17 protein-coding genes and 2 rRNA genes are annotated in these 22,162 nt (G+C 59.2%); 9 read left to right on the top strand and 10 right to left on the bottom strand.

Annotated elements, in window-relative coordinates; genetic code table 11:
• Positions 1-58: 58 nt before the first annotated feature.
• From uxuA to VNS12_RS02055, 3 genes are all read right to left on the bottom strand, one after another.
• On the bottom strand, positions 59-1,276 hold the full coding sequence (gene uxuA / locus VNS12_RS02065; protein ID WP_325486216.1) for a mannonate dehydratase: 1,218 nt from the start codon (positions 1,274-1,276) through the stop codon (positions 59-61).
• A gap of 104 nt (positions 1,277-1,380) precedes the next feature.
• Positions 1,381-2,385, bottom strand: coding sequence for a LacI family DNA-binding transcriptional regulator (locus tag VNS12_RS02060; RefSeq protein WP_325486178.1), 1,005 nt, complete (start codon positions 2,383-2,385; stop codon positions 1,381-1,383).
• Between the two features lie 173 nt (positions 2,386-2,558).
• Entirely contained in the window at positions 2,559-3,311 is a 753-nt protein-coding gene (locus VNS12_RS02055; protein ID WP_325486177.1) for a glucosamine-6-phosphate deaminase, read from the bottom strand.
• A gap of 228 nt (positions 3,312-3,539) precedes the next feature.
• Between VNS12_RS02055 and VNS12_RS02050 the strand changes: the two genes are divergently transcribed.
• From VNS12_RS02050 to VNS12_RS02035, 4 genes are read left to right on the top strand one after another with little or no spacing between them, the layout of a single operon-like run.
• The gene (locus tag VNS12_RS02050; RefSeq protein WP_325486176.1) at positions 3,540-4,502 is read left to right on the top strand and encodes an extracellular solute-binding protein; all 963 of its coding nucleotides are present in this window, start codon (positions 3,540-3,542) and stop codon (positions 4,500-4,502) included.
• A gap of 54 nt (positions 4,503-4,556) precedes the next feature.
• Positions 4,557-5,549 (top strand): hypothetical protein, encoded by a 993-nt coding sequence (locus VNS12_RS02045; protein WP_325486175.1) that lies wholly within the window; start codon positions 4,557-4,559, stop codon positions 5,547-5,549.
• Between the two features lie 5 nt (positions 5,550-5,554).
• Complete coding sequence (locus VNS12_RS02040) at positions 5,555-6,712, top strand: ABC transporter ATP-binding protein (protein WP_325486174.1); 1,158 nt, start codon at positions 5,555-5,557, stop codon at positions 6,710-6,712.
• The gene (locus tag VNS12_RS02035; protein ID WP_325486173.1) at positions 6,709-8,421 is read left to right on the top strand and encodes an ABC transporter permease; all 1,713 of its coding nucleotides are present in this window, start codon (positions 6,709-6,711) and stop codon (positions 8,419-8,421) included. Before VNS12_RS02040 ends, VNS12_RS02035 begins: the two co-directional genes overlap by 4 nt.
• A 92-nt stretch (positions 8,422-8,513) precedes the next feature.
• Here VNS12_RS02035 and VNS12_RS02030 read toward each other — a convergent pair whose 3' ends face one another.
• The 3 genes from VNS12_RS02030 to amaB all read right to left on the bottom strand — a co-directional run bounded on the left by VNS12_RS02030 (position 8,514) and on the right by amaB (position 13,129).
• Positions 8,514-10,052, bottom strand: coding sequence for a UxaA family hydrolase (locus VNS12_RS02030; RefSeq protein ID WP_325486172.1), 1,539 nt, complete (start codon positions 10,050-10,052; stop codon positions 8,514-8,516).
• Between the two features lie 168 nt (positions 10,053-10,220).
• On the bottom strand, positions 10,221-11,621 hold the full coding sequence (gene hglS / locus VNS12_RS02025) for a 2-oxoadipate dioxygenase/decarboxylase HglS (RefSeq protein WP_325486171.1): 1,401 nt from the start codon (positions 11,619-11,621) through the stop codon (positions 10,221-10,223).
• 11 nt (positions 11,622-11,632) lie between these two features.
• Positions 11,633-13,129 (bottom strand): L-piperidine-6-carboxylate dehydrogenase, encoded by a 1,497-nt coding sequence (gene amaB / locus VNS12_RS02020; protein WP_325486170.1) that lies wholly within the window; start codon positions 13,127-13,129, stop codon positions 11,633-11,635.
• A 269-nt stretch (positions 13,130-13,398) separates the two neighbouring features.
• Between amaB and VNS12_RS02015 the strand changes: the two genes are divergently transcribed.
• Positions 13,399-13,764 carry an MliC family protein gene (locus VNS12_RS02015; protein ID WP_325486169.1) on the top strand — a complete coding sequence of 122 codons (366 nt, stop codon included), beginning with the start codon at positions 13,399-13,401 and terminating at the stop codon, positions 13,762-13,764.
• A gap of 94 nt (positions 13,765-13,858) precedes the next feature.
• Positions 13,859-14,350 carry an MmcB family DNA repair protein gene (locus VNS12_RS02010; RefSeq protein ID WP_325486168.1) on the top strand — a complete coding sequence of 164 codons (492 nt, stop codon included), beginning with the start codon at positions 13,859-13,861 and terminating at the stop codon, positions 14,348-14,350.
• On the opposite strand, the gene VNS12_RS02005 is transcribed toward VNS12_RS02010, so the two are convergent.
• Entirely contained in the window at positions 14,342-15,175 is an 834-nt protein-coding gene (locus VNS12_RS02005; protein WP_325486167.1) for a YbaY family lipoprotein, read from the bottom strand. The genes VNS12_RS02010 and VNS12_RS02005 overlap by 9 nt on opposite strands.
• A 241-nt stretch (positions 15,176-15,416) precedes the next feature.
• On the opposite strand from VNS12_RS02005, the gene VNS12_RS02000 reads away from it, so the two are divergent.
• The 3 genes from VNS12_RS02000 to VNS12_RS01990 all read left to right on the top strand — a co-directional run bounded on the left by VNS12_RS02000 (position 15,417) and on the right by VNS12_RS01990 (position 18,429).
• Positions 15,417-15,848 (top strand): hypothetical protein, encoded by a 432-nt coding sequence (locus VNS12_RS02000; protein WP_325486166.1) that lies wholly within the window; start codon positions 15,417-15,419, stop codon positions 15,846-15,848.
• A gap of 349 nt (positions 15,849-16,197) precedes the next feature.
• A complete protein-coding gene (gene ctaD / locus VNS12_RS01995) occupies positions 16,198-17,799 on the top strand; it encodes a cytochrome c oxidase subunit I (protein WP_325486165.1) in 1,602 nt (533 codons plus the stop codon).
• A 15-nt stretch (positions 17,800-17,814) separates the two neighbouring features.
• Entirely contained in the window at positions 17,815-18,429 is a 615-nt protein-coding gene (locus VNS12_RS01990; protein WP_325486164.1) for a Tim44/TimA family putative adaptor protein, read from the top strand.
• A gap of 6 nt (positions 18,430-18,435) precedes the next feature.
• Here the strand turns inward: VNS12_RS01990 and VNS12_RS01985 are convergent, their stop codons facing one another.
• The 3 genes from VNS12_RS01985 to VNS12_RS01975 form a co-directional block, all read right to left on the bottom strand.
• Positions 18,436-19,275 carry a LysR family transcriptional regulator gene (locus tag VNS12_RS01985; protein WP_325486163.1) on the bottom strand — a complete coding sequence of 280 codons (840 nt, stop codon included), beginning with the start codon at positions 19,273-19,275 and terminating at the stop codon, positions 18,436-18,438.
• Positions 19,276-19,438: 163 nt separating this feature from the next.
• A 5S ribosomal RNA gene (rrf, locus tag VNS12_RS01980) occupies positions 19,439-19,554 on the bottom strand.
• A gap of 121 nt (positions 19,555-19,675) precedes the next feature.
• Positions 19,676-22,162 (bottom strand): 23S ribosomal RNA (locus VNS12_RS01975); the annotation flags it as partial.

Raw genomic sequence — 22,162 nt, 5'->3', positions numbered from 1 at the left:
CGCGGATCGCCTCACCTGTTGAAGGGAAGCGATCCGCTTTGTTTAATGCGCGTTCAGATCAGCGCGCTGACACCGGCTCATTGCTCGCCAAGGCGTGCATGAGGCCGCGCAGTTCGGCCAGTCCCTTGAGCCGCCCGATCGCCGGATAACCGGCCCGCGCCCCACGCTTGAGGTCATCGAGCAGATCGTGACCGTGATCAGGACGCATCGGGATTTGCCAGTCGGCACGTCCCGCAGCAATGCGCCGCTCCTGTTCGCGCAGCAGGGCCCCGACCACAGCGGCCATGTCGACATTGCCCACAAGGTGGTCGTCTTCGAGGAACCCTGTGGGAACGCCCTTATGATGGAGGGTGACGTTGCGCAGATGGGTGAAGAAAATCTTGTCGCCCAGCCGATCGACAAAACCGGGAAGGTCGATATCGTCGCGCGACCCAAGCGAGCCTGTGCAGTAGGTGATGCCATTGGCGGGACTGTCGACTGCTTCGACCATGCGCCGGTAATCGTCTTCGGTCGACATCACCTTGGGCAGGCCCAGCAGTTCGAACGGCGGGTCGTCGGGGTGGCAGCACAGTCGCAGCCCCAGCTTTTCGGCATGGGGCACCACCTCTTCGAGGAAATCGTAATGGTGCCGCCGCAAAGTCTCGACATCGATCTGCGCATAGAGGTCGAGCTGGCTTCTCAGTGTTTCCACCGTCCAGCTTTCGACAGCGCCGGCCAAGCCCGCCAGAATGGCGTCGGCCAAATCGCGCTTGTCGCTTTCAGACAGCGCGCCGACCCGTTGCTGCGCCTCTGCGACCACCTCGTCGGGAAACGCCACATCGGCCCCAGGACGCTTCAGGATGTGGATGTCGAACACGGCAAAATTGACGAGATCGAACACCATCGCGGTTCCCCCATGGGGCAGGACATGATGATGATCGGTGCGCGTCCAGTCGAGGATCGGCATGAAATTGTAGCAGATGACTTCGAGGCCCTGCGACGCCAGATTATCGAGGCTGGTTTTCCAGTTCGCGATATGGGTCTGGCAGTCCCCGGTCCGGGTCTTGATGGCTTCCGACACCGGCAGGCTTTCGACCACATCCCATGCCAGACCCGACGGCTGGCCATCGGGCCGAAAAGCAACCTCATCCTGCCGTTTGGCGATCTGCTCACGCGACCAGACCTCTCCGGGCGCAATATCGTAGAGCGAACACACCACCCCCTGCGCGCCGGCCTGCCGGATGTCCTGGAGGCTCACCTTGTCCTCGGGACCAAACCAGCGCCAGGTCTCATGCAGTATTCGTTTCATTCATCCCCCTCATCAAACTTTGAATAGAATTTGGAATAGTTGAGCCAGGCCCCCAGGCTCCTCCCCCGTCGACTGCGGCCCATCTCATCCCTTCATGTTGCTGGTGCCAGTGTGGTCTGCCGCATGACCAGATGGGTGTCGAGCGCCAAACGGGCATCGCCCAGTGAACTGCCGCTCAAAAAATCAAGAAGCAGCGAAACTGCCGCCTTCCCCGCCTCCGCCGACCGGCTGGAAACCGACGTCATCGCGGGGTAGGTGGAGGCGCCCAGCACGTCGTCACACCCGATGACAGACATGTCACTGGGTACGGTCAGGCCCTGTTCGGCAAGTCCGGCCATCACCCCCTGAGCCGTCAGATCGTCGAATGCGACGGCAGCGGTGACACTGCTTTTAATAATCTGTTTGGCCGCCGCCACCCCCGCCGCATAGGACGGCACCGGGGTCGGAATCACCGTCACGGCAAGGCCGAGCCGCTTGCTTACCCGCACCACCGTCGCGCGGCGCTGCCGGTTGGACCAGGATTGCGCCGGACCGGCCACATAGGCAATGCGCCGATGCCCAAGTTCATTGAGATGCACCACCGCCTGCTCAACGCCCTGGCTGCTGTCGATCAAGACCCGCGCCAGTCCTTTGACGTCGCGGTTCACCAGAACGATGGGCTTTCTCGCCGCGTGATGGCGGATGCGGGCTTCCGAGAGGCGCGAAGACACCAGAACGACCCCCTCGACCTGTCCCATGAAGCGGTCGAGCAATGCGTCCTCGTGCCGGGGACTTTCGCCTGAGTTGCCCAGGAACACACAGAAATCGGACTGGTCCGCTTCGGCCTGCGCCCCCTCGATAATTGGCGGAAAGAACGGGTTGGCCACGTCCGGCACCACAAGCGCGATGTTGGAATATCGCCCCGTGCTCAAGGCCCGGGCTGTGTGATTGGGCACATAGCCGATGTCTCGGGCCACCGCCAGAATACGCTCCACCGTCTCCTTGCCCAACAGCTCGGGTCGGGAAAATGCCCGCGAGACGCTGGAGCGCGAGACACCCGCCGCCGAAGCAACCTGACTGATCGTTGGAGTGGACCGGGAGACGGTGGTTCGCGTCATGGATCGGGACCTGCGAGCGTTATGTTTTTCTCGTCGGAAGGACGATGGCAAACGGGGAGTCGAGCGTCCATGACCGCGCCACGGGCGTCAAGCGGATTCAGACCCACATCTGCAACCGGTTGCACGGATAACCGCCAGACCCGCTCCCGCAAAAGACGGCACACCACAACGCTTCATCCGACCCGTTTTGCATCCGAGAGCGCCGAACCCGAAGGGACATCGAGATGGAGGGAAACGGCTGGATGGCTCTGCAAAATCGATGCCGGAGCCGTGGGGGTAACGGGACCCTCCACCGACGCCGCAACGGCCGCAGCCTTGCGCAAGTCCGGCACGGACAGCACGATCTTGCGACTCTTGAGAATCTGCTGAATGCTCATGGAAATCGCCCTGTGCGGCACATCAGCAAGGGTTTCGAACCATCCTTCTCCCAGCTGTTGCAGGCGGCACGCCTCGTCGAGATCGACGACGATGTAGGGATCCGTCGTCTCGAAATTCGCAGGGGGGTCGTTGAAGGCCAGATGGGCATTTTCACCGATTCCGGCAAAGCAGACATCGATGACCTCCTCATCTATCCGCGCGTTCAAACGCGCCAACTCTGCATCCAGGTCCGGCGCATCCCCCGCGACCAGGACGAATTCCTGGAAATCGGGAACCCGATCGAGCACGCGCTCGCGCAAATAGCGTCGGAAACTGGCGGGGTGCTGGTCGTCCATGCCGACATATTCGTCGAGATGAAACGCTGTCACCTTCGAAAAATCGATATCGCTGGCGATCAGGGCTTCAAGGGTCTCAAACTGGCTGGCGCCAGTGGCCAGCACGATCGACGCCCGACCCTTGCTGGCAATCGCCTGCCTGATCGCCTCCGCGCCTTCGCGCGCCGCAGCCTGGCCAAGTTCCGCCACTGAAGTATGGATGGTAATATTCAAGGAGCTCCCCTGGGTTACGCCTGTTTCAATGGACGCGGCCATCAATCCTCCACTTCAGGCGCCACCTGACGCCCACCAAAGCCATCAGCGCAATGCCCACATGAAGTGCCGCTCCCTACTGCGACGAGTAAAGCGTGAATCTCAGCCTTATGCAACCGGTTGCGAAAACTTGTTGACTCACTTCTCAACCGCCTTAAGCTTGATGATGTTCATAAGGGAGAGGAACTCATGACACCAAAATTGGGAATCCTTGCGCTCACTGCTGTTCTGCTCTCAGGCTCTGCCCTGGCGCAGGAAGGCTCGGTGGTCGTTTACAACCCGGCGGGAGATGCGGGCGAGCTCATCATCGATGGTTTCCAGGCCAAATATCCGGGCGTTTCCGTTTCCACCATTAATGCGGGTGTGGGTGAGCTGTTCACACGCATGAGTGCGGAAAAGAACAACCCCCAGGGCGACATTATCCTGTGCGCATCCAGCGAAGCGTTCATGGCCAATCCGGACCTGTTTGCTTCCTATGAAAGCACTGAAATCGCCAATTTCAGCGCTGATGTGATCGGGCCGGACAACACCTATTACGGCTGCTCAATGCCGCTGCAGGCTTTCATCGTGAACACAAATCTTCTGGCTGAAGATGAGTATCCGACAAGCTGGGAAGACCTGTCCGACCCGCGTTTTGCCGGCAAACTGGTGCTCGCCAACCCATCGCTTTCGGGCTCGGCCTACGCCCAGCTCGCCCAGATTCTTCAGCTTTATGGTTGGGACGTTGCTGAAGGCATCATGGCCAACGCACGTTTCACAACCTCCTCCCAGAGCGTCTTTCAGGACGTGGGCCGCGGGGAGATCGAAATCGGCGTGACCGGCGAAGCCAATATTGGCCCGATGGTCGACGAAGGATACCCGGTGACCGCCGTTTATCCCTCCGATGGCACCGGGCTGCGATTTGACGCCAGCGCCATCATCGATGGCGCACGCAATCTGGACAACGCGAAGCTGTTCCTCGATTACGCCAACTCGGCCGAAGCGCACGAGTTGCTGGTTTCGACCAATCGCCGGTCGGTCCGTGCCGATATCGCCGCTCCGGATGGGCTCGCTCCGACTTCGGAGATCGTCACTTTCACCTACGACGCCGATGCGGCCGCTGAAAATCGTGACGAAGCCCTGGCCCATTGGGAAGAGCTGTTCGCCCAATAAGCGCAACGGACCCGGGATCTTCCGGTCCCGGGTCCCTACTCCGCAGGGATATCCGTGTTTTATATCGAAGCATTCAGTTGCGCCAAAAATCAGGCCCTGCCTGATACCAATGAAGATCAGATCGCGCTCGTACCTGGCGTCTTTTACGCCGTGGCCGATGGGGCGACCGACATTTCCGGCCGTCGCTACGACGATCGGCTGGGATCAAATGCGACCGGTGGTCGTCTGGCCGCCCGAGCGATCGCTGAAGCGTTGCATGACGTTTCCCGAACCGCGGGCCTGCCGGAACCCGATGCAGTCCTGGATGCAGTGAACCGCTCGATCGCAGCGGTTTACGAGCGTCTGGAGATCGCACCCGATCTCGTTCTTAACGGAGAGCATCGGTTTCGCGCCGCCATGGCCGCCGCTTTCAGCGATGGGCAGACCATGCGATTGATCACGGTCGGCGACTGCACGATCAGGATCAATGGCGCGCACTGCCTGCAACACGCGTTTCCCGCCGATTCCATCTTCGCAGCGGCGCGCTCACTGGCGTGGGCACTGCTGAGCGAGCGCGGGATGGCAACAGAGGATGTCCGGGCCGCTTCCCGCGCCTTGATCGTCGACGGGCTCGCCCAACCGGCGCGCCCGCCTTTCACCGACGCCGACCTTGAGGCGATCCGTACCGGGGTCGCAAACCATGAGCTGCTCAGAGATTTACCGCTGGAAGGCGATACCCTCGCACATGCGCTTGATGGCGGGTTGCGGGCGGTCCGGGCCGATCCTGCCGCCTTCAACGCCCAAGTGCCCGACGGCTACGCCGATCTTTCGGGCGCTGTGCTGACCCGGGACATCCCGCTCGCCGAAATCGATACCCTCGAAATCTTTTCGGACGGCTATCCGATGATGGCCAGCGAGCCGAGCGTTGCCTCCTGGGAGGCGGCTCTTGCCCACGCCGACGCGGTCGATCCCGATCGCATCGGTCCGTTTGCCAGCACCAAAGGGCGCGCCGGCGCACTGTTTGGCGACGACCGCTCCATACTTATTCTCAAATCCAGACCAGAGTGACCGATATGGCCACAGCCGAGCTCCTGTCCCAACCGCTTGACGATCTCAAGACATTTGAAGTCCGCGCCCTGACCAAGGTCTTTCAGACCGACGAAGGCGCAGTGACAGCCGTCGAGAACGTCAATTTCACCATCGAAGGCGACACGTTCTTCACCATGCTGGGCCCATCGGGCTGCGGCAAGACCACCACATTGCGGATGATTGCCGGACTGGAAACCGTCACCTCCGGCTCCATCCTTGCCGATGGCAAGGATTTCCGGCGCATGAATGCGTTTCAGCGCAATATCGGCATGGTGTTTCAGTCCTATGCCCTGTTCCCGCACATGACGGTGTTTGAAAACGCCGCGTATGGGCTGCGCTTGCGGGGCGCGGAGCAGTCGGTGGTCACCGCACAGGTGCAAAAGGTGCTCAAGCTGCTGCATCTTGACGGCCTGGCGCACCGGCATCCGTCTGACCTCTCGGGCGGGCAGCAGCAGCGCGTGTCGATTGCACGCGCGCTGGTGTACGAGCCGGGAATGCTGCTTCTGGACGAACCGCTGGCCAATCTCGACGCCAAATTGCGCGTCGAGATGCGCGACGAGATCCGCCGGCTGCAAAAGACTCTGGGGGTAAAGGCCCTCTATGTGACTCACGATCAGGAAGAAGCGATGGCGATTTCCGATATGATCGCGGTGTTCTCCAAGGGCCAGTTGATGCAGGTGGGCGCGCCCTTTGACATCTACGCCAATCCCGCCTCGCTGTTTGTCGCCGATTTCATCGGCAAGGCGAATTTTTTCCCCTCGCATTTGTCCAACATCGCCGCAGACGCCGCTCAGGTCCGCACCCGTTCGGGCGCAACCCTCGATGGTGTCGCGCTGAAATCAGCGGCAGCCAATGAGGCGGACTGGTTCACCAAGGCGGAAGACGGACTGCTGATGGTGCGTCCTGAAAAGATGTGGATCGCGGCACAAAAACCGGCCCAGAGCGATATCGCTCTTTCAGGCACTGCCGTTCGCATCCAGTTCCTGGGCACCTTCGTTCGTTATCTGGTCGAAACCGATCAGTCCGAAGCGTCTGTCATCATAGACGTGCCGGCTTTTGCGGATGGCGTTGTGGAAGGCAGCCCGGTTCATTTCGGCTTTGCCCGAACCGATGCGACCGCATTCAAGGCGTATGCACAATGACCGCCACCGTTGAGACTACGCCAAACCGGTTTGCGCCACGCCGCAAACGCGGCCCCGATTTCCTGCCCTATGTCGCAGGCGGGCTGACGCTGTTCGTGCTCGTGGCCTTTCTGGCCTATCCGATCCTTACAACCATGGCCAACAGCTTTGCCCCAGCGGGTGAAGCACTCAACTGGGCCAACGCAACGCTGGATAATTTCAAGCGATTCTGGACATCGGCGCTCTATCAACGCGCGCTGATCAACACGCTGGTGATCGGTGTCGCCGTCACGGTTCTGGCGACGCTTGTTGCCTTGCCAGCCGCCTATTTCGTGGCGCGCGTCGATATGCGGTTCAAGCCGCTGATCCTGTCGCTGTCGATCATTCCGCTGATCTCACCGCCTTTTATTGGTGCCTACGCGTGGGTCATCCTGTTCGGACGCAGCGGTATTCTTACCCATTACGCCAACGCCTGGTTCGGCCTGCAGATGCCACCGATCTACGGGCATTTCGGCGTCATCCTTGCGCTGGTGCTTTCGAACTTCACCTATGTGTTCCTGTTCGTGCAGGGTGCCCTGTCGGCGGTCGATCCGCATCTGGAGGAAAGCGCCCGCGTGATGGGGGCATCGCGGGCCCGGATATTGCGCACTATCGTGCTGCCGCTTGCCTTGCCGCCCATGCTGGCCGGGGCCATGATCATCCTGATCGAAGCGCTCGGCGAGTTTGGCGTTCCGGCCATTCTGGGCGGCGAAATGTATGTGCTCTCGACGCTGATGTATTTCCAGATTCATGGCTATTTCAATCTCAACGCCGCCGCCGCCATCGCGCTGGTCAATGTTGCGATTACACTGATCGCTATTGTGCTGCTGGTTCGGTTCAACAAGAAGCGCAAGTTCGTCACCGTTGGCAGCACAACGCGGCGCGCGGCCCGCCATACCGGGCTGGGCATCAAGATCGTCGCCAACGTCTATGTCTGGGGCCTGCTGTTTCTCGCTATTCTTCCCCAGATCGTCATCCTGTTCACCTCATTTGCCGAACGCTGGCCGGGCACCCTGTGGCCGCTCCAGTATGGCTGGGGCAACTACCAGTATGTGTTCAGCCGCATGGTGGAGCCCATGCAGAACAGCCTGATCCTTGCGACCATTGCCACGGTCAGTTGCGTCTTGTTCGGAACGCTCACCGGCTATGTCGCCGAACGCAAGAAGTTTGCCGGAAAATGGGCGCTCGATCTGACCATCATGCTACCGTTCATCCTGCCGGGGATCGTGACCGGCGTGGCCTTGCTGGTGACGTTCAACAGTGGCCCCGTCGTCCTGACCGGGACCGCCCTGATCCTCGTCATCGGCTACTTTGTGCGGCGTATTGCCTATATCTATCGCTCGGTCGTGGCAGCCGTTGCCCAGGTCGACCCCAAGATGGAAGAGGCCTCGACTGTGGCGGGCGCCACGTGGGGAATGACCATGCGCAAGGTTACGATCCCGCTTATTGCTCCGGGCATTCTTGCTGGTGCCATCATCGTCTTCACGACGCTGATCTCGGAAATGAGCACCACCGTGATGCTCTATTCCGCCCGCTGGAAAACCGTTTCCATCGCCATCTACGAGCGTCTGGAAAGTCAGGAAATTCAGGCAGCGGCGGCCATCGGGTCAGTTGCCATCCTCGTCACGCTGGTGCTGGTCTTCAGTGCGACCAAGATCATCGGCAAATCCATGTCCGATCTGTTCAGCTAGAGCGCCTTCCAAACACAAAAAAAGCGGCCAATCCGAACCCCGGATTGGCCGCTTTTGTTTCATCGCCACACCAAGGCCTTGACCCACTCGCACTACATTACCGCGCCGACCTGCCAGGGCGTGAACTCGCTGCTGCCATAGCCCAACAGTTCCGATTTGGTCTGCCGCCCCGACGCTACATCAAGAATAGCCTGGAAAATCTCCCGCCCCTTTTGCTCCAGCGTCACACCCTCCAGCACATCACCGCAATTGATGTCCATATCGTCGGTCATCCGGCGATAGAGGTCGGATGTCGTTGCCAGCTTGATGGAGGGAACCGGCTTACACCCGAAGGCTGACCCGCGCCCTGTCGTAAAGCACAGGACATTGGCTCCGCCCGCCACTTGTCCCGTCGCCGACACGGGATCAAAGCCCGGCGTGTCCATATACACAAACCCGTGCTCACGCACCGGTTCTGCGTATTGATAAACCGCAGTCAGCGGCGTCGTGCCACTCTTGGCGGCAGCACCCAGCGACTTTTCCAAGATCGTGGTGATCCCGCCTGCCTTGTTGCCGGGCGACGGATTGTTGTTCATCTGGGCGCCATTGCGGGCACAATACTCTTCCCACCAGCGAATGCGGTCGATGAGTTTTTCACCAATATCCCGCGACTTGGCCCGCCGGGTCAGCAAATGTTCGGCACCGTAAATTTCCGGCGTTTCCGACAGGATTGCAGTGCCGCCGTGCCGCACCAGAATATCAGCAGCAACGCCCAGCGCCGGGTTGGCCGTAATGCCCGAATAACCATCCGAACCACCGCATTGCAGCGCTAATACCAGTTCTGATGCCGGCACGGTTTCGCGCCGGGCTCGTGCCGCGATCGGCAGCATGGAGCGAATACGCTCTACGCCCTGCTCAATCGCCTTGCGCGTGCCGCCTTCACCCTGAATGGTCATCGTCTGGAAAGTGTCGCCTTCGGCAATATTGTACAATTTCTTCATGCGCCCGATCTGGAAAACTTCGCATCCCAGTCCCACCAGCAGCACGGCGGCGAGGTTGGGGTTGGCCGCGTAGCCCCACTGGGTGCGCATCAGGATGTCAAACCCCTCCCCCTCATCGGACATGCCGCAGCCGGTGCTGTGTACAAACGGCACCACCCCATCGATATTGGGATAGTCCTTGAGCATATCCGAGCCATTGACCGCATCGGCGATGTAACGCGCTACGGTGGCCGAGCAGTTCACGGATGTCAGGATGCCGATGTAGTTTCGAGTGCCGACCATCCCATTGGCCCGGCGATAGCCTTGAAAGGTGGCACGCTCTGCTTCGGGTACATACTCGACCGCAGCGACCTCCGAGCCGAATTCATATCCGCCCGCGATGCTGCCGCCTGTCTCGCCCATCCCGCAATTGTGCTCATGCACCCATTCGCCTCGGCCGATGGGCGCGAGGGCAAAGCCGATGATCTGGCCAAATTTTCGAACCGGGTCGCCCACCCCGATAGCGCGTGTCGCGATCTTGTGCCCACGCGCCACGCGCTGCGCCGCAGAAACACCCGGAGCGACGGGCGTTGCCGCTTCGATGGTGTCGAGAGCGACGGCAACATTGTCGGCATCATGAAGAACGAGTGCGGGAAACGCAGCTGGTATCATAATCTGTCCTGATGCACGTGCAGAAAAGGGCGCGCCCTTTAGCGTGTGAAAGAGCCAGGAAACGTGGCGGAACAGTTGATGGTTCGCACAATTTCCCAGACGCCGTCATGCTAGCGTTTCTCGCGCACAAAGCAAGGAAACCAGCCTCTTAAATCGCTTCAAACCACCCTATTGTGACACGAGAGCGCCTTGGTTGACCTCTTCGAGTACGGTTTTGATCGATGCGTCCTCCAAGGCCTGATACAGCGCGAATTCATCGGCAACCGGACCGCCCAGCGCCTGCTCAAACACGTCCCGATTAGAGCGTTCCAGCCGGTCTTTTGCAGCGTTGTCGCCCAAGTTGGACTGAAAGATTCCCGCGGCCGAGACCGGCAGGAAATCTTCATAGACGATGGGGTCGAAGCCCACATGGCCCTGACTGACCAGCCCCTCCAGATCCCTTGCAAGGTCTGCCTTTGGCGCGCCGCGGCCCTTGTCCGTTAGGAAATAGTGGAAATAGGCAAGGCCGTCACTGCGCAAGCGATCATAACTATCGGGCAGTGGAGTAAACACCTCGCTCAGCGCTGCCATATACTGGTCCGCGTTGGAACCATCGGCCTTGGGCTGGGCCAGCCCGCGCGCCGCGTCGAGCAATGTGTCGTAAAGGGCGCGCCCTTTTGGTTTAAGCGCCACACCCCGTTGCTCGATCTCGCCAAACCGCGCCGTGTGTCGTCCCGGCACCCGCTCTCCGGCTTCGCCGAGAAAGGCGATCTGCTCTTCGAGCGCCTTGAAACTGGTCTGGCGCAACAGCACCGGGCAGTGGCGCGGCGGCGGCCCTTCGATGATCGCCTTGGGCGTGATGCCGCGCGCCGGCATCAGGCGCTGCACCCTATCGATATCGAGGGTGCGGGGCGTCAGATGGTTGATATGCGGCCCCTTGAAGCTGACCACGTCGGCGACCAGGCGATGCGCGTCATGGAGCTTTTGATAGGTCGCCTCAGACACCGTCGCGTCCGAATGCCACCGGAAGGTTTCCAAGGCTTCGCGAATGAAAATTTGGGCTTCGTCTTCGCGCAGCCCGCCTTCTGTTTCCGATGTCTCGATCAACTCCCGCAGCTTGGGCGTAAAGATATCGCGCCGGGCAAGGATGGTTTCGGCCTCCTGGCGCAGCGCTGCATCTTCTATCAACTCCAGCCGCAGCAGCGAGGTGAACACCCGGAACGGGCTGCGCTTGAGGTCGGTGCCTTGCGTGGGCCGGAAGGCGGTCGAATGCACCGGGATACCGGCCACCGACAGATCGTAATACCCCACCGGCTCCATGCCCATCACGGCAAACAACCGCCGCATGGTGAACAGCTCCTCGGCGGTGCCCAACCGGATTGCTCCGTGGCGCTCTTCGGAAATGCGGTCGAGATTGTCGAAGGCTTCGAGCCGCTTCCTGAGTTCTGGATCGCGCGCCATCACCTCGGCATTGACGTCGCGGACCAAGTCCATGAGGTCACCATAAAGGGGAACCTCGGCTTTATACATGTCCGACATTGCCCGACAGAACCGGGCGCGAATTTCGCTCTTTGACAGGAACTGGCTCATGGCTGCGGTCCTTAGATGTCGAATTGGATTCCCTGCGCAAGCGGGAGCTCGGTGGAATAATTGATGGTGTTGGTCTGCCGGCGCATATAGCCCTTCCACGCATCCGAACCGCTTTCCCGCCCGCCTCCGGTTTCTTTTTCGCCCCCGAATGCACCGCCGATCTCGGCCCCCGACGGGCCGATATTGACATTGGCAATGCCGCAATCGGAACCGGCTGCGGACAGAAAGGTCTCGGTCTCGCGCACATCGGTGGAAAAGATGCAGCTCGACAAGCCCTGCGGCACGCCGTTTTGCAGCGCTATGGCCTCATCGAGCGTCCTGTAGGGCATGATGTAGAGAATGGGGGCAAAGGTCTCGTGCTGGACGATGGCAGTCTGCTCGGCGATTTCGACAAGCGCTGGACGCACATAATGGCCACCGGCAACTGCCTCGATCCGCTCGCCGCCGGAAATAACCCCGCCTTCCGCCCGCGCTGCATCGAGCGCGTGCTGCATTGCATCGAACGCCTGCGCATCGATCAGCGGGCCGACCAGCGTGCCCGCGTCGAGCGGGTTGCCGATCGGCAACCCGGCGTAAACCGTCTTCAGTCTCTCGACCAGTTGCTCGCGCACGTCCTCATGCACGATCAGCCGCCGCAAGCTGGTGCAGCGCTGGCCGCATGTGCCCACCGCCGAAAAGACGATGGCGCGCACCGCGTTTTCGAGATCGGCGGATGGCGCAACGATCATCGCATTGTTGCCGCCCAACTCCAGAATGGTCCTGCCGAACCGCTCGGCCACTTTCGGCCCGACGATCCGACCCATCCGGGTCGAGCCGGTGGCCGAAACCAGCGGCACGTCGCGCGATGCGGTCAGCGCCTCGCCCAGTTCGGCCCCGCCAATGGCCAGTTGCAGCAGTCCCTCGGGCGCGTCCTCGCCGAACCGCCCTACTGCCTTTTCGAAAATCCTGGACACCGCCAGTGCGCTAAGCGGTGCCTTTTCCGATGGCTTCCAGATGGTGGCGTTGCCGCAGACGGTGGCCAGTGCAAAGTTCCAGGCAAATACTGCTACGGGGAAATTGAAGGCCGATATCACGCCCGTCACGCCCAGCGGATGCCAGCTCTCACGCATGGAGTGGCCCGGACGCTCGGATGCGATGGTCAGGCCGAACAATTGCCGTGCCTGGCCCACTGCCAGATCGCAGATATCGATCATTTCCTGGACTTCCCCGAGACCCTCCTGAACGATCTTGCCGGTTTCCAGCGAGACCAGCGCGCCCAGTTCCGTTTTGGCGGCTCGCAATTCTTCGCCAAACAGGCGGATCAATTCCCCTCGGCGCGGCGCGGGAACCAGCTTCCAGACTTCGAAGGCCGCTTTCGCCTTCGCGATCATTGCATCGATCGCAACGCGGTCATGGGAGGCCACAGCGCCCAGTCTCGCCCCATCAATGGGTGTATCGACCACGAGGTCGCCTCCCACTAGGTCGGCATCGGTCAAAAGAGCGGCGGATAAAATTGCGGCGTAAGACATGGAGTGTGACGATCCTGTTCTCACTTCGGGACACAATCGCTACAGCTGAAAGCGCTTTCCAGCTTCGATTTGCGGAGCCTGCACTAGTCACTCGGCACCGATACTAGAGCGTTTAATCGTATTGGCAAATCGCGGGTTCACGAGAGGTTTTGCCGGGAACCAACCTGCTTGGTTTGAACTTGCCCCAATAGTGATCGCAAGCCATGATAATGAGCGAGCGGATTGTCCAGCCGAGAATATTGCCGAACCCGTTCCAAGGAGAAATTCGCATGAAAGCCATCCTCGCCGCCGTGACACTGGCCGCGCTGTCATTGCCAGCCTTTGCCGTGGAAACGTCGATGCAGCTCGTTCTCACGCTCGAAGGCAACGCACAGCGCGACGTGATCAGCTATCAGTGCGACGGCATCGATGAACCGATGACGGTCGAATATATCAACGCCCATCCGATTTTCCTCGCTGTTGTGCCGATCGAGGGCGAAAGCCTGGTCTTTGTCAACGTGATCTCGGCGTCCGGCGCGCGGTATGTCTCGGGCCAGTATGAGTGGTGGAGCAAGGGCAATGAGGTGTCGTTCACCGATGCCATGGCCGAATCCGATGAGCCGATCTCCTGTCACTCCATCGAAGATACGCCCTAACCGCCTCCCTTCATTCATGCACACATTTGCATCCGTTTGCCCGCGACGCCGGAAACTTCTGGCCAGCATCGGGCATGCGGAATAAAATAGGAACATGAGTGAAATCGATTCCGCACTTGCACCTCAGATTGTTGATGGCCGCCAATCGCCCACCGCGCTGCGCGTTCAGCGGGGGGTAATGCGCTTCCTGCGCTCGGTGCACGATATGACCTGCTTTGCCGAAGTGCCGCTGGTCAATGGACGTCGGGCGGATGTGATCGCGCTGGGGGGCAAGGGAGAAATCTGGATCGTCGAAATCAAATCGAGCGTCACCGACTATCGTGTCGATTCCAAATGGCCCGATTACAAGGATTTCTGCGACCGGTTCTTTTTCTGCAAGCCGCCTGAACTGGACGCCGGCATTTTTCCTGCCGACGAGGGTCTGATGGTCGCGGACGGCCATTGGGGCGATATCATGCGCCCGGCGCCGCATGCGCCGCTGGCTGGCGCGCGCCGCAAGGCCATGCTGCTCAAGCTGGCAAGGCTGGGCGCCGACAGGGTCCATGCGCTGATGGACCCCGCCACGCTCAGGGATGGATCATTCTGACGCGTCTTCGTCCGTATCGGTCTGCGCGCTGAACCGCGCGATTTCAACACTGTCTTCGTTGAACAGCAGCAGTGCATCGCCTTGGATGCTGTAGGATCCGACAGCTTCGAGGCTGTCGAAATACGCCCGCTCCTGGGTCATGCTCTGCTCGTCGCAAGCCATCAGCGTTGAAAACACCTGCGATATGGCAATGGCGTCATCGGCGTCATACGACACCGAGCCGCCATACGAATTGCAGCCGCCATTGCCGTTGATGGAATCCTCGTCCGCGGCGAAAATCAGTGTGGTTTCGACATCCGCGTGGATGGCAGCGCCATCAAGCGCTTTGAGCACCCAGCGCGTACCGGCAAGCGGGCCCGGCTCAGCCACGTCCACGCTATCTTCCTGGTCAGCCTGCTCAGCGCCCTCTTGTTCATCGCCTGCTCCTCTTGCGCTGACTAGCGGAATCGCGACCATGCCCACATCGACCAGCGGATCAACAGAAATACGGGTGTCGTTGATGAACCACAGCTGGCCGTCGACTTCGATGCGAGCCGAAAGCGCATAGCTGTGCCCGGCCAGGATCGCATCGGGTTCAAACGGCAGCACGAAAGGGATCGGCACCTGTCCGGCGGGATCGATCACCTGCTGGGAAATGGTCACTGATGGCGCATCGGCAAGGGACACGTCAATCAGTGCCACCGTGGCCACCGCCGTATCGGGCAGCGCAATCCGCTCGCGATAGGAGATGTCCCCGGCAATGCTCATCCCATCGGCGAGCGCTGTGCCGCCCATCATGAGAGCTGCAAAGGCGGCAATGCCGAAAGCGAGGGGTCTGGGCTGCATGGAGAAAATCCTTTGATCTGGACGACAATTTCGACTGTCCTATTGCGGATTTGGGGCTGAACCAAGTCTGAACAATCAGGCCGTTTGGCCCAGTGTGGCTAACGCGTCTGGTTAAAACCGGATCCATTCGCGCATAAGGCGCATGAAACGCATAATAACATGGTAAATCATTGCCTAACGCCCGGTCAGCGGCCTTTCTCGTTGGTGTCGAAGAGACTGACGCCAACACATGGAGGCAAAAATGAAACTTCTCGCTGCACTGACCGTCGCATCCACCCTGGCTCTGGCCATGCCAGCCCAGGCCCAGTTCTTCAACTCGGGAAATTCGGGCCTGCTGGGTGTGGGCAACAACCTGCTCACTCTGGGTAATATTTCCGTATTGAACGGCGGTATACTGAACGGCTCGAACGTTCTGTCGGGCATCGGGCTGGGCAATGCCGTCTCGGCAACCAACAGCTCGACCAATGTGACCGGCTCGGGCCACGCCGTCGCCCCGAGCGGCATGATCGTTTCGGGCAAAAACCCGGTGGTCATTCCCGGCAATGGCAACGTCATGGGCAATGGCAACACTGTGGTTCCCGGTTCGGGCAACGTCATCGGCGCCGGCAATATGGTCGGAAATCAGTGGGGCTCGAACTATTCGTATCGCTCCTACTCCCACTTTGGCTGGTAATATTTCCGGGTAATGCACCCTCCCGCCCCAGGAGTGTGCATACAACCCAACACCAGCTGGACCCAGTCCGGCCCGGCGCTGCTCCGGGCCGGGCTGTGGTGTTTTGGCGGGCCTGTTTGCAGTATCGATGCCCTCACCATTGAGGGTTGGGATACACATCCTTGTGGTGAGTGTGCCCCTCTAAGACCGTTACTACCGCATCCTTTTCCCCGCCGGTCACCTCAAATAACTACATAGATTTTGCAGCAAACCCTAAATCAAATTCGATTGTCTGTTCCATTTTGCAGCCCTAGGCTGTCTGCGCGGGTTGGCGCGGCCCTGCGCTTCCCGAACCGTATGGAGCAGCAAAGTGGATACTTCCGTATCGACCGTCGGCCAGCCGCCCCGGGGCATACGACGCTGGGTGTATTCGACCAATCACAAGGACATCGGGACGCTTTATCTGATCTTTTCAGTGATTGCCGGATTGGTGGGTACCGGGCTGTCACTGGCGATCCGAATCGAATTGCAGCAGCCCGGCCTGCAACTGTTTCTCAACACCGACCTCTACAATGCCGTGGTGTCGGCCCATGGGCTGGTGATGATCTTTTTCGTCCTGATGCCAGCCCTGATCGGGGGCTTTGGCAACTGGTTCGTGCCCATTCTCATCGGCGCGCCCGATATGGCTTTTCCGCGCCTTAACAACATATCATTCTGGCTGCTGGTCGCTGCCTTTATCCTCTTTCTGCTCTCCCTGTTCGTTGAAGGCCCTCCAGGATCTACTGGCCATAGCGGTGGTTGGACGCTCTATCCGCCCTATTCCACCATCGGCCAGCCCGGCCCCGCCGTCGACATGGTCATCCTCTCCATCCATATCGCCGGCGCGTCGTCCATCCTGGGCGCCATCAACTTCATCACCACGATCTTCAACATGCGCGCGCCCGGCATGACCTTGTTCCGCATGCCCCTTTTTGCCTGGTCCATGCTGGTCACCGCGTTCATGCTGCTGATTTCCCTGCCCGTTCTGGCCGGTGCAATCACCATGCTCTTAACGGACCGCAATTTCGGCACAACCTTCTTTGCGCCCGAAGGCGGCGGCGACCCGATCCTCTACCAGCACCTGTTCTGGTTTTTCGGACACCCTGAGGTCTATATCATGATCCTGCCGGCCTTCGGCATTATCAGCCATGTGGTCTCGACCTTCTCGCGTAAGCCGATCTTTGGCTATATGGGCATGGTATTTGCCATGATCGCCATTGGCGTCATCGGCTTCCTGGTCTGGGCCCACCACATGTTCACGACCGGCATTTCACTGCGCACGCAGACCTATTTCATGGCCGCATCCATGGTGATTGCCGTGCCCACGGGCATCAAGGTCTTTTCATGGCTGGCCACCATGTGGGGAGGCTCAGTCAGTTTCAAGGTGCCCATGCTATGGGCCATGGGCTTCATTTTGCTGTTCACCATCGGCGGAGTGACCGGCGTCGTTGTGGCCAGCGCCGGCTTCGACCATCTGTTGCACGACACCTATTATGTGGTGGCCCATTTTCACTATGTGCTCTCGCTGGGCTCCGCCTTCGCGATCTTTGCCGGGTTCTTTTACTGGTTCCCGAAAATGAGCGGCTATCTCTACAACGAGACGCTGGCCAAGCTGCAATTCTGGCTGATGTTCATCGGCGTCAACATCGTCTTCTTCCCGCAGCATTTCCTCGGTCTCTCAGGCATGCCGCGCCGTTATGTGGATTACCCCGATGCAATGGCGCTGTGGAACCTGGTCTCCTCGCTGGGTGCCTATATCTCCACGACCGGTGTGGTTCTGTTCGTCGTGGTGGTGATCGAGGCGTTTGTGGTCAAACGCCCGGCCACATCCAATCCATGGGGCGAAGGCGCGACAACTCTGGAATGGACCCTCACCTCGCCGCCGCCGATCCATCAGTTCAACACGTTGCCCCATATCGCGCATCGCCAATGAGGAAAGGACGTCGCCGTGTCGAGCATCAGCGTAATCGACTGGGTCATCACCATGGTCCTCATCGGCGTCGCCTGGCGCTTTCTTGCGTCGGTCGAGCATTCGGATCAGAACGCGACCATCGAGCAGTCCGGGTTGCCCCTACGAACAGCCCCTGCACTGCTCCCGGCCAACACCAAACCTCTCGACGACCAATTGGATCGCGTTCTCGGAATGGCGGATGGTGTTGACCGCGATCAATTCCTTTCGGGTGCAAAGCTTGCCTATGAGCACATCGTCTCCGCCTTTGCCGCCGGCGATCTCGTTTCGGTCCGGAACCTGTTGAGCGAGCCTGTCCGCACCACGTTCCTCGCCGCCATCACCCAACGGCAGGAGCGGAGCGAAACCTTATCCACGCTCTTGGTCGGTTTTTCCTCCGCCGAACCCGTCGCGGCAGGACTCGATCGGTCGAATGCATGGATATCGGTGCGGTTTGTCGTGCAACTCGTGTCGTTTTTAACCGACCGCGAGGGCCGCATCACCCAAGGGCATCCCACCAACGTGGTCGAAATCACCGAGATCTGGACCTTCGAGCGCAGTATCCTTTCAAAAGACCCGAACTGGATACTTGTGACCACAGACGGCGGCGCCTGAACGTTTTCATACGCTGTCGATGAAGCCGCGCCGTATCACATCGATCAGTTCGGGCTCCATGCGGCTCGAATAGACCATATGCATCGAGTACGAAAACTCCGGCGCCTCCGCCACTCGGTACAACTGACCGGTTTCTAGGTGTTCCTGCACCGCTTCCAGCCGGAAATAGCCGGTTCCCCCCACCTGCAGCAGATAGAGCAAGGCCAGAGGGCCATGCGAGATCGATACGCCTGGACTTTCCAGCGACGGAAACGCCGCTTGCAGGCTGGCCTGAAACGATGTCCCCCAGTCGATATGGATATAGTCGGATACATCCCCGATTTCCCGCGCCGTATTGGTGGTCACCATCACCAGCTTTTCCTCATGGAGCAACTCGACAACAGTGGTCGCACCCTGAGGGGGCGGATCATACAGCACCGCCATATCCAGCGTTCCGTCCTGCACCGCTTGCAGCAAGCGGGCGGGCGTCCCGACATCGGCGCGCAAGGCGATGTCGGGCGCGCGCCCTTTCATCCAGGCGAGCCAGTCGACCAGTACCGGATTCCACAGGCTGATCTCCGTGCCCACGCTGGCGATGTCGGTGTGTCCCTGCGGCAAAGCCACCTGTCGTCGGGCGCTGTCCCATGCCTGTACCAGCGTCGTCGCATGACGCACGAACCGCTCGCCCGCTGGCGTCAGCCGCGCGCCCGATTTGTTACGGATAAACAAACGGCGGCCAAGCGTCTCTTCCAGCGTGTGCACCCGGGCACTCACCGCCGTCTGGGTCACGTTCAGCCGTCCGGCGGCGGCAACAAAACTGCCCGACTCCACAATTTCGAGAAAGGTTCTGGCGAGCGCAATATCCATGGAGCCTGCCGCAATCGGGTTGCGTCGATGCTCCAATGATATGGGCTGGCCTTTTTCCTTCAACTTTTATTTTTTTCAATTTTTTTCACACAAAAAAGCCCCGCTTTTTGGGCGGGGCTTTTGTGTTTATTTTGTTTTGAGAAGGATTTTGCAGGTTTACTAGACTTGGCGGCGACCTACTCTCCCGTGCCTTGAGACACAGTACCATTGGCGCTGAAGCATTTAACGGTCGAGTTCGGAATGGGATCGGGTTCTGAGCGCTTCGCCATAGCCACCAAGTCGAATAAACCTGCTTATTTCTCGTGAACTGGTCTTTTGTATTAGCCTCACGGTCTTTTGGAAGACGGTGAGGATTGTGATCTTTCCACCAATATCTGGTTACGGACATTGGTAAATGAGAACGATCAAGCCGATCGAGCTATTAGTACCGGTAAGCTTCACACATTGCTGCGCTTCCACACCCGGCCTATCAACGTGGTGGTCTTCCACGGCTCTGATAGGGAATACTGGTTTTGAGGGAGGCTTCCTGCTTAGATGCTTTCAGCAGTTATCCCGTCCGAACTTAGCTACCCTGCTATGCGGCTGGCGCCACAACAGGTCCACCAGAGGTTCGTCCACCCCGGTCCTCTCGTACTAGGGGCAGCTCCTCTCAATATTCCAACACCCACGGCAGATAGGGACCGAACTGTCTCACGACGTTCTAAACCCAGCTCACGTACCACTTTAAATGGCGAACAGCCATACCCTTGGGACCTGCTCCAGCCCCAGGATGTGATGAGCCGACATCGAGGTGCCAAACGATGCCGTCGATAAGGACTCTTGGGCATCATCAGCCTGTTATCCCCGGCGTACCTTTTATCCGTTGAGCGATGGCCCTTCCACGCGGGACCACCGGATCACTATGACCGACTTTCGTCTCTGCTCGAGCTGTCACTCTCGCAGTCAGGCAGGCTTATGCCATTGCACTCGACGACCGATTTCCGACCGGTCTGAGCCCACCATCGCGCGCCTCCGTTACTCTTTAGGAGGCGACCGCCCCAGTCAAACTACCCACCACACGCTGTCCCGGGTGCTGTTACACCGCGGTTAGACATCCATGACGATAAGGGTGGTATCTCACATTGCGGCTCCACAAGAACTGGCGTCCCTGCTTCAAAGCCTACCACCTATTCTGCACATGCCGACACGAATGCCAGCGTGAAGCTATAGTAAAGGTGCACGGGGTCTTTCCGTCTGACCGCAGGAACCCCGCATCTTCACGGGGAGTTCAATTTCGCTGAGTCGATGCTGGAGACAGTGGGGAAGTCGTTACGCCATTCGTGCAGGTCGGAACTTACCCGACAAGGAATTTCGCTACCTTAGGACCGTTATAGTTACGGCCGCCGTTTACCGGGGCTTCAATTCGGAGCTTGCACTCCTCCTCTTAACCTTCCGGCACCGGGCAGGCGTCAGACCCTATACGTCGTCTTGAAGCCGACTTAGCAGAGTCCTGTGTTTTTGCTAAACAGTCGCTACCCCCTGGCCTGTGCCCCCTCCACACTGGTTGCCCAGTGAGAGGGCCTCCTTCTTCCGAAGGTACGGAGGCAATTTGCCGAGTTCCTTCAGGATACTTCTCTCAAACGCCTTGGTATACTCTACCATCCCACCTGTGTCGGTTTAGGGTACGGTCTTTGCCATTAAAGGCAGGTGGGGCTATTTCCCGGGACAACTTCCCTGCCAGGACCAATCCAATAAGGCCTGACAAGTTACGCCATCCGTCACACACCACCAGGTCCACGAATATTAACGTGGTTCCCATCGACTACCCCCTTCGGGCTCGTCTTAGGGGCCGACTAACCCTGCTCAGATTAGCTTTAAGCAGGAACCCTTGGGATTTCGGCGAGAGGGCATCTCACCCTCTTTATCGCTACTCATGTCAGCATTCGCACTTCCGATACGTCCACCGTCGGTTACCCTTCGGCTTCACTCGCTTACGGAACGCTCCGCTACCGCTGCAGTAAACTGCAACCCTAAGCTTCGGTGCATCACTTGAGCCCCGTTACATCTTCGCCGCAGGAACCCTTATTTAGACCAGTGAGCTGTTACGCTTTCTTTAAAGGATGGCTGCTTCTAAGCCAACCTCCTGGTTGTTTTGGGATTCCCACATGCTTTCCCACTTAGTGATGACTTGGGGACCTTAGCTGTAGGTTAGGGCTGTTTCCCTTTTGACGACGGACCTTAGCACCCGCCGTCTGTCTGCCGGATAAGACTCGTTGGTATTCGGAGTTTGGTTAGGTTTGGTAGATCTCGCGACCCCCTAGCCCATCCAGTGCTCTACCCCCAACGGCATACATCCGACGCACTACCTCAATAGTTTTCGCGGAGAACCAGCTATTTCCCGGCTTGATTGGCCTTTCACCCCTAAACACAACTCATCCGAGTATTTTTCAACATACAACGGTTCGGTCCTCCAGTGCGTGTTACCGCACCTTCAACCTGGTCATGCCTAGATCGCCGGGGTTCGGGTCTAATCCAACATACTGAAGCGCCCTATTCAGACTCGCTTTCGCTGCGCCTACACCTAACGGCTTAAGCTCGCATGTTAGATTAAGTCACTGACCCATTATGCAAGAGGTACGCTGTCACTCCCTAAAGGAGCTCCAACTGCTTGTAAGCATTCGGTTTCAGGTACTGTTTCACTCCCCTAATCGGGGTGCTTTTCACCTTTCCCTCACGGTACTTGTTCGCTATCGGTCATGTACGAGTATTTAGGCTTGGAGGGTGGTCCCCCCATGTTCAGACAGGATTTCACGTGTCCCGCCCTACTCGAGTCCTGAAGTCTCACTTTCGCATACGGGGCTGTCACCCGCTATGGCCACTCTTTCCAAAGTGTTCTGCTAGTTGAACT

The organism is Pelagibacterium sp. (assembly GCF_035555455.1).
Lineage (GTDB): Bacteria > Pseudomonadota > Alphaproteobacteria > Rhizobiales > Devosiaceae > Pelagibacterium.
Note: the sequence above shows the minus strand (reverse complement) of the source record. Positions and strands in the feature narration are given on the sequence as shown.

Bases quoted from the DNA above. Each gene is read 5' to 3' on its own strand.
- VNS12_RS02060 (WP_325486178.1), bottom strand. From the start codon at position 2,385: ATGACGCGAACCACCGTCTCCCGGTCCACTCCAACGATCAGTCAGGTT.
- VNS12_RS02010 (WP_325486168.1), top strand. From the start codon at position 13,859: ATGAGTGAAATCGATTCCGCACTTGCACCTCAGATTGTTGATGGCCGC.
- VNS12_RS02005 (WP_325486167.1), bottom strand. From the start codon at position 15,175: ATGCAGCCCAGACCCCTCGCTTTCGGCATTGCCGCCTTTGCAGCTCTC.
- VNS12_RS02030 (WP_325486172.1), bottom strand. From the start codon at position 10,052: ATGATACCAGCTGCGTTTCCCGCACTCGTTCTTCATGATGCCGACAAT.
- VNS12_RS02050 (WP_325486176.1), top strand. From the start codon at position 3,540: ATGACACCAAAATTGGGAATCCTTGCGCTCACTGCTGTTCTGCTCTCA.
- hglS (WP_325486171.1), bottom strand. From the start codon at position 11,621: ATGAGCCAGTTCCTGTCAAAGAGCGAAATTCGCGCCCGGTTCTGTCGG.
- VNS12_RS02000 (WP_325486166.1), top strand. From the start codon at position 15,417: ATGAAACTTCTCGCTGCACTGACCGTCGCATCCACCCTGGCTCTGGCC.
- VNS12_RS02035 (WP_325486173.1), top strand. From the start codon at position 6,709: ATGACCGCCACCGTTGAGACTACGCCAAACCGGTTTGCGCCACGCCGC.
- VNS12_RS02015 (WP_325486169.1), top strand. From the start codon at position 13,399: ATGAAAGCCATCCTCGCCGCCGTGACACTGGCCGCGCTGTCATTGCCA.
- VNS12_RS02040 (WP_325486174.1), top strand. From the start codon at position 5,555: ATGGCCACAGCCGAGCTCCTGTCCCAACCGCTTGACGATCTCAAGACA.
- amaB (WP_325486170.1), bottom strand. From the start codon at position 13,129: ATGTCTTACGCCGCAATTTTATCCGCCGCTCTTTTGACCGATGCCGAC.
- VNS12_RS01985 (WP_325486163.1), bottom strand. From the start codon at position 19,275: ATGGATATTGCGCTCGCCAGAACCTTTCTCGAAATTGTGGAGTCGGGC.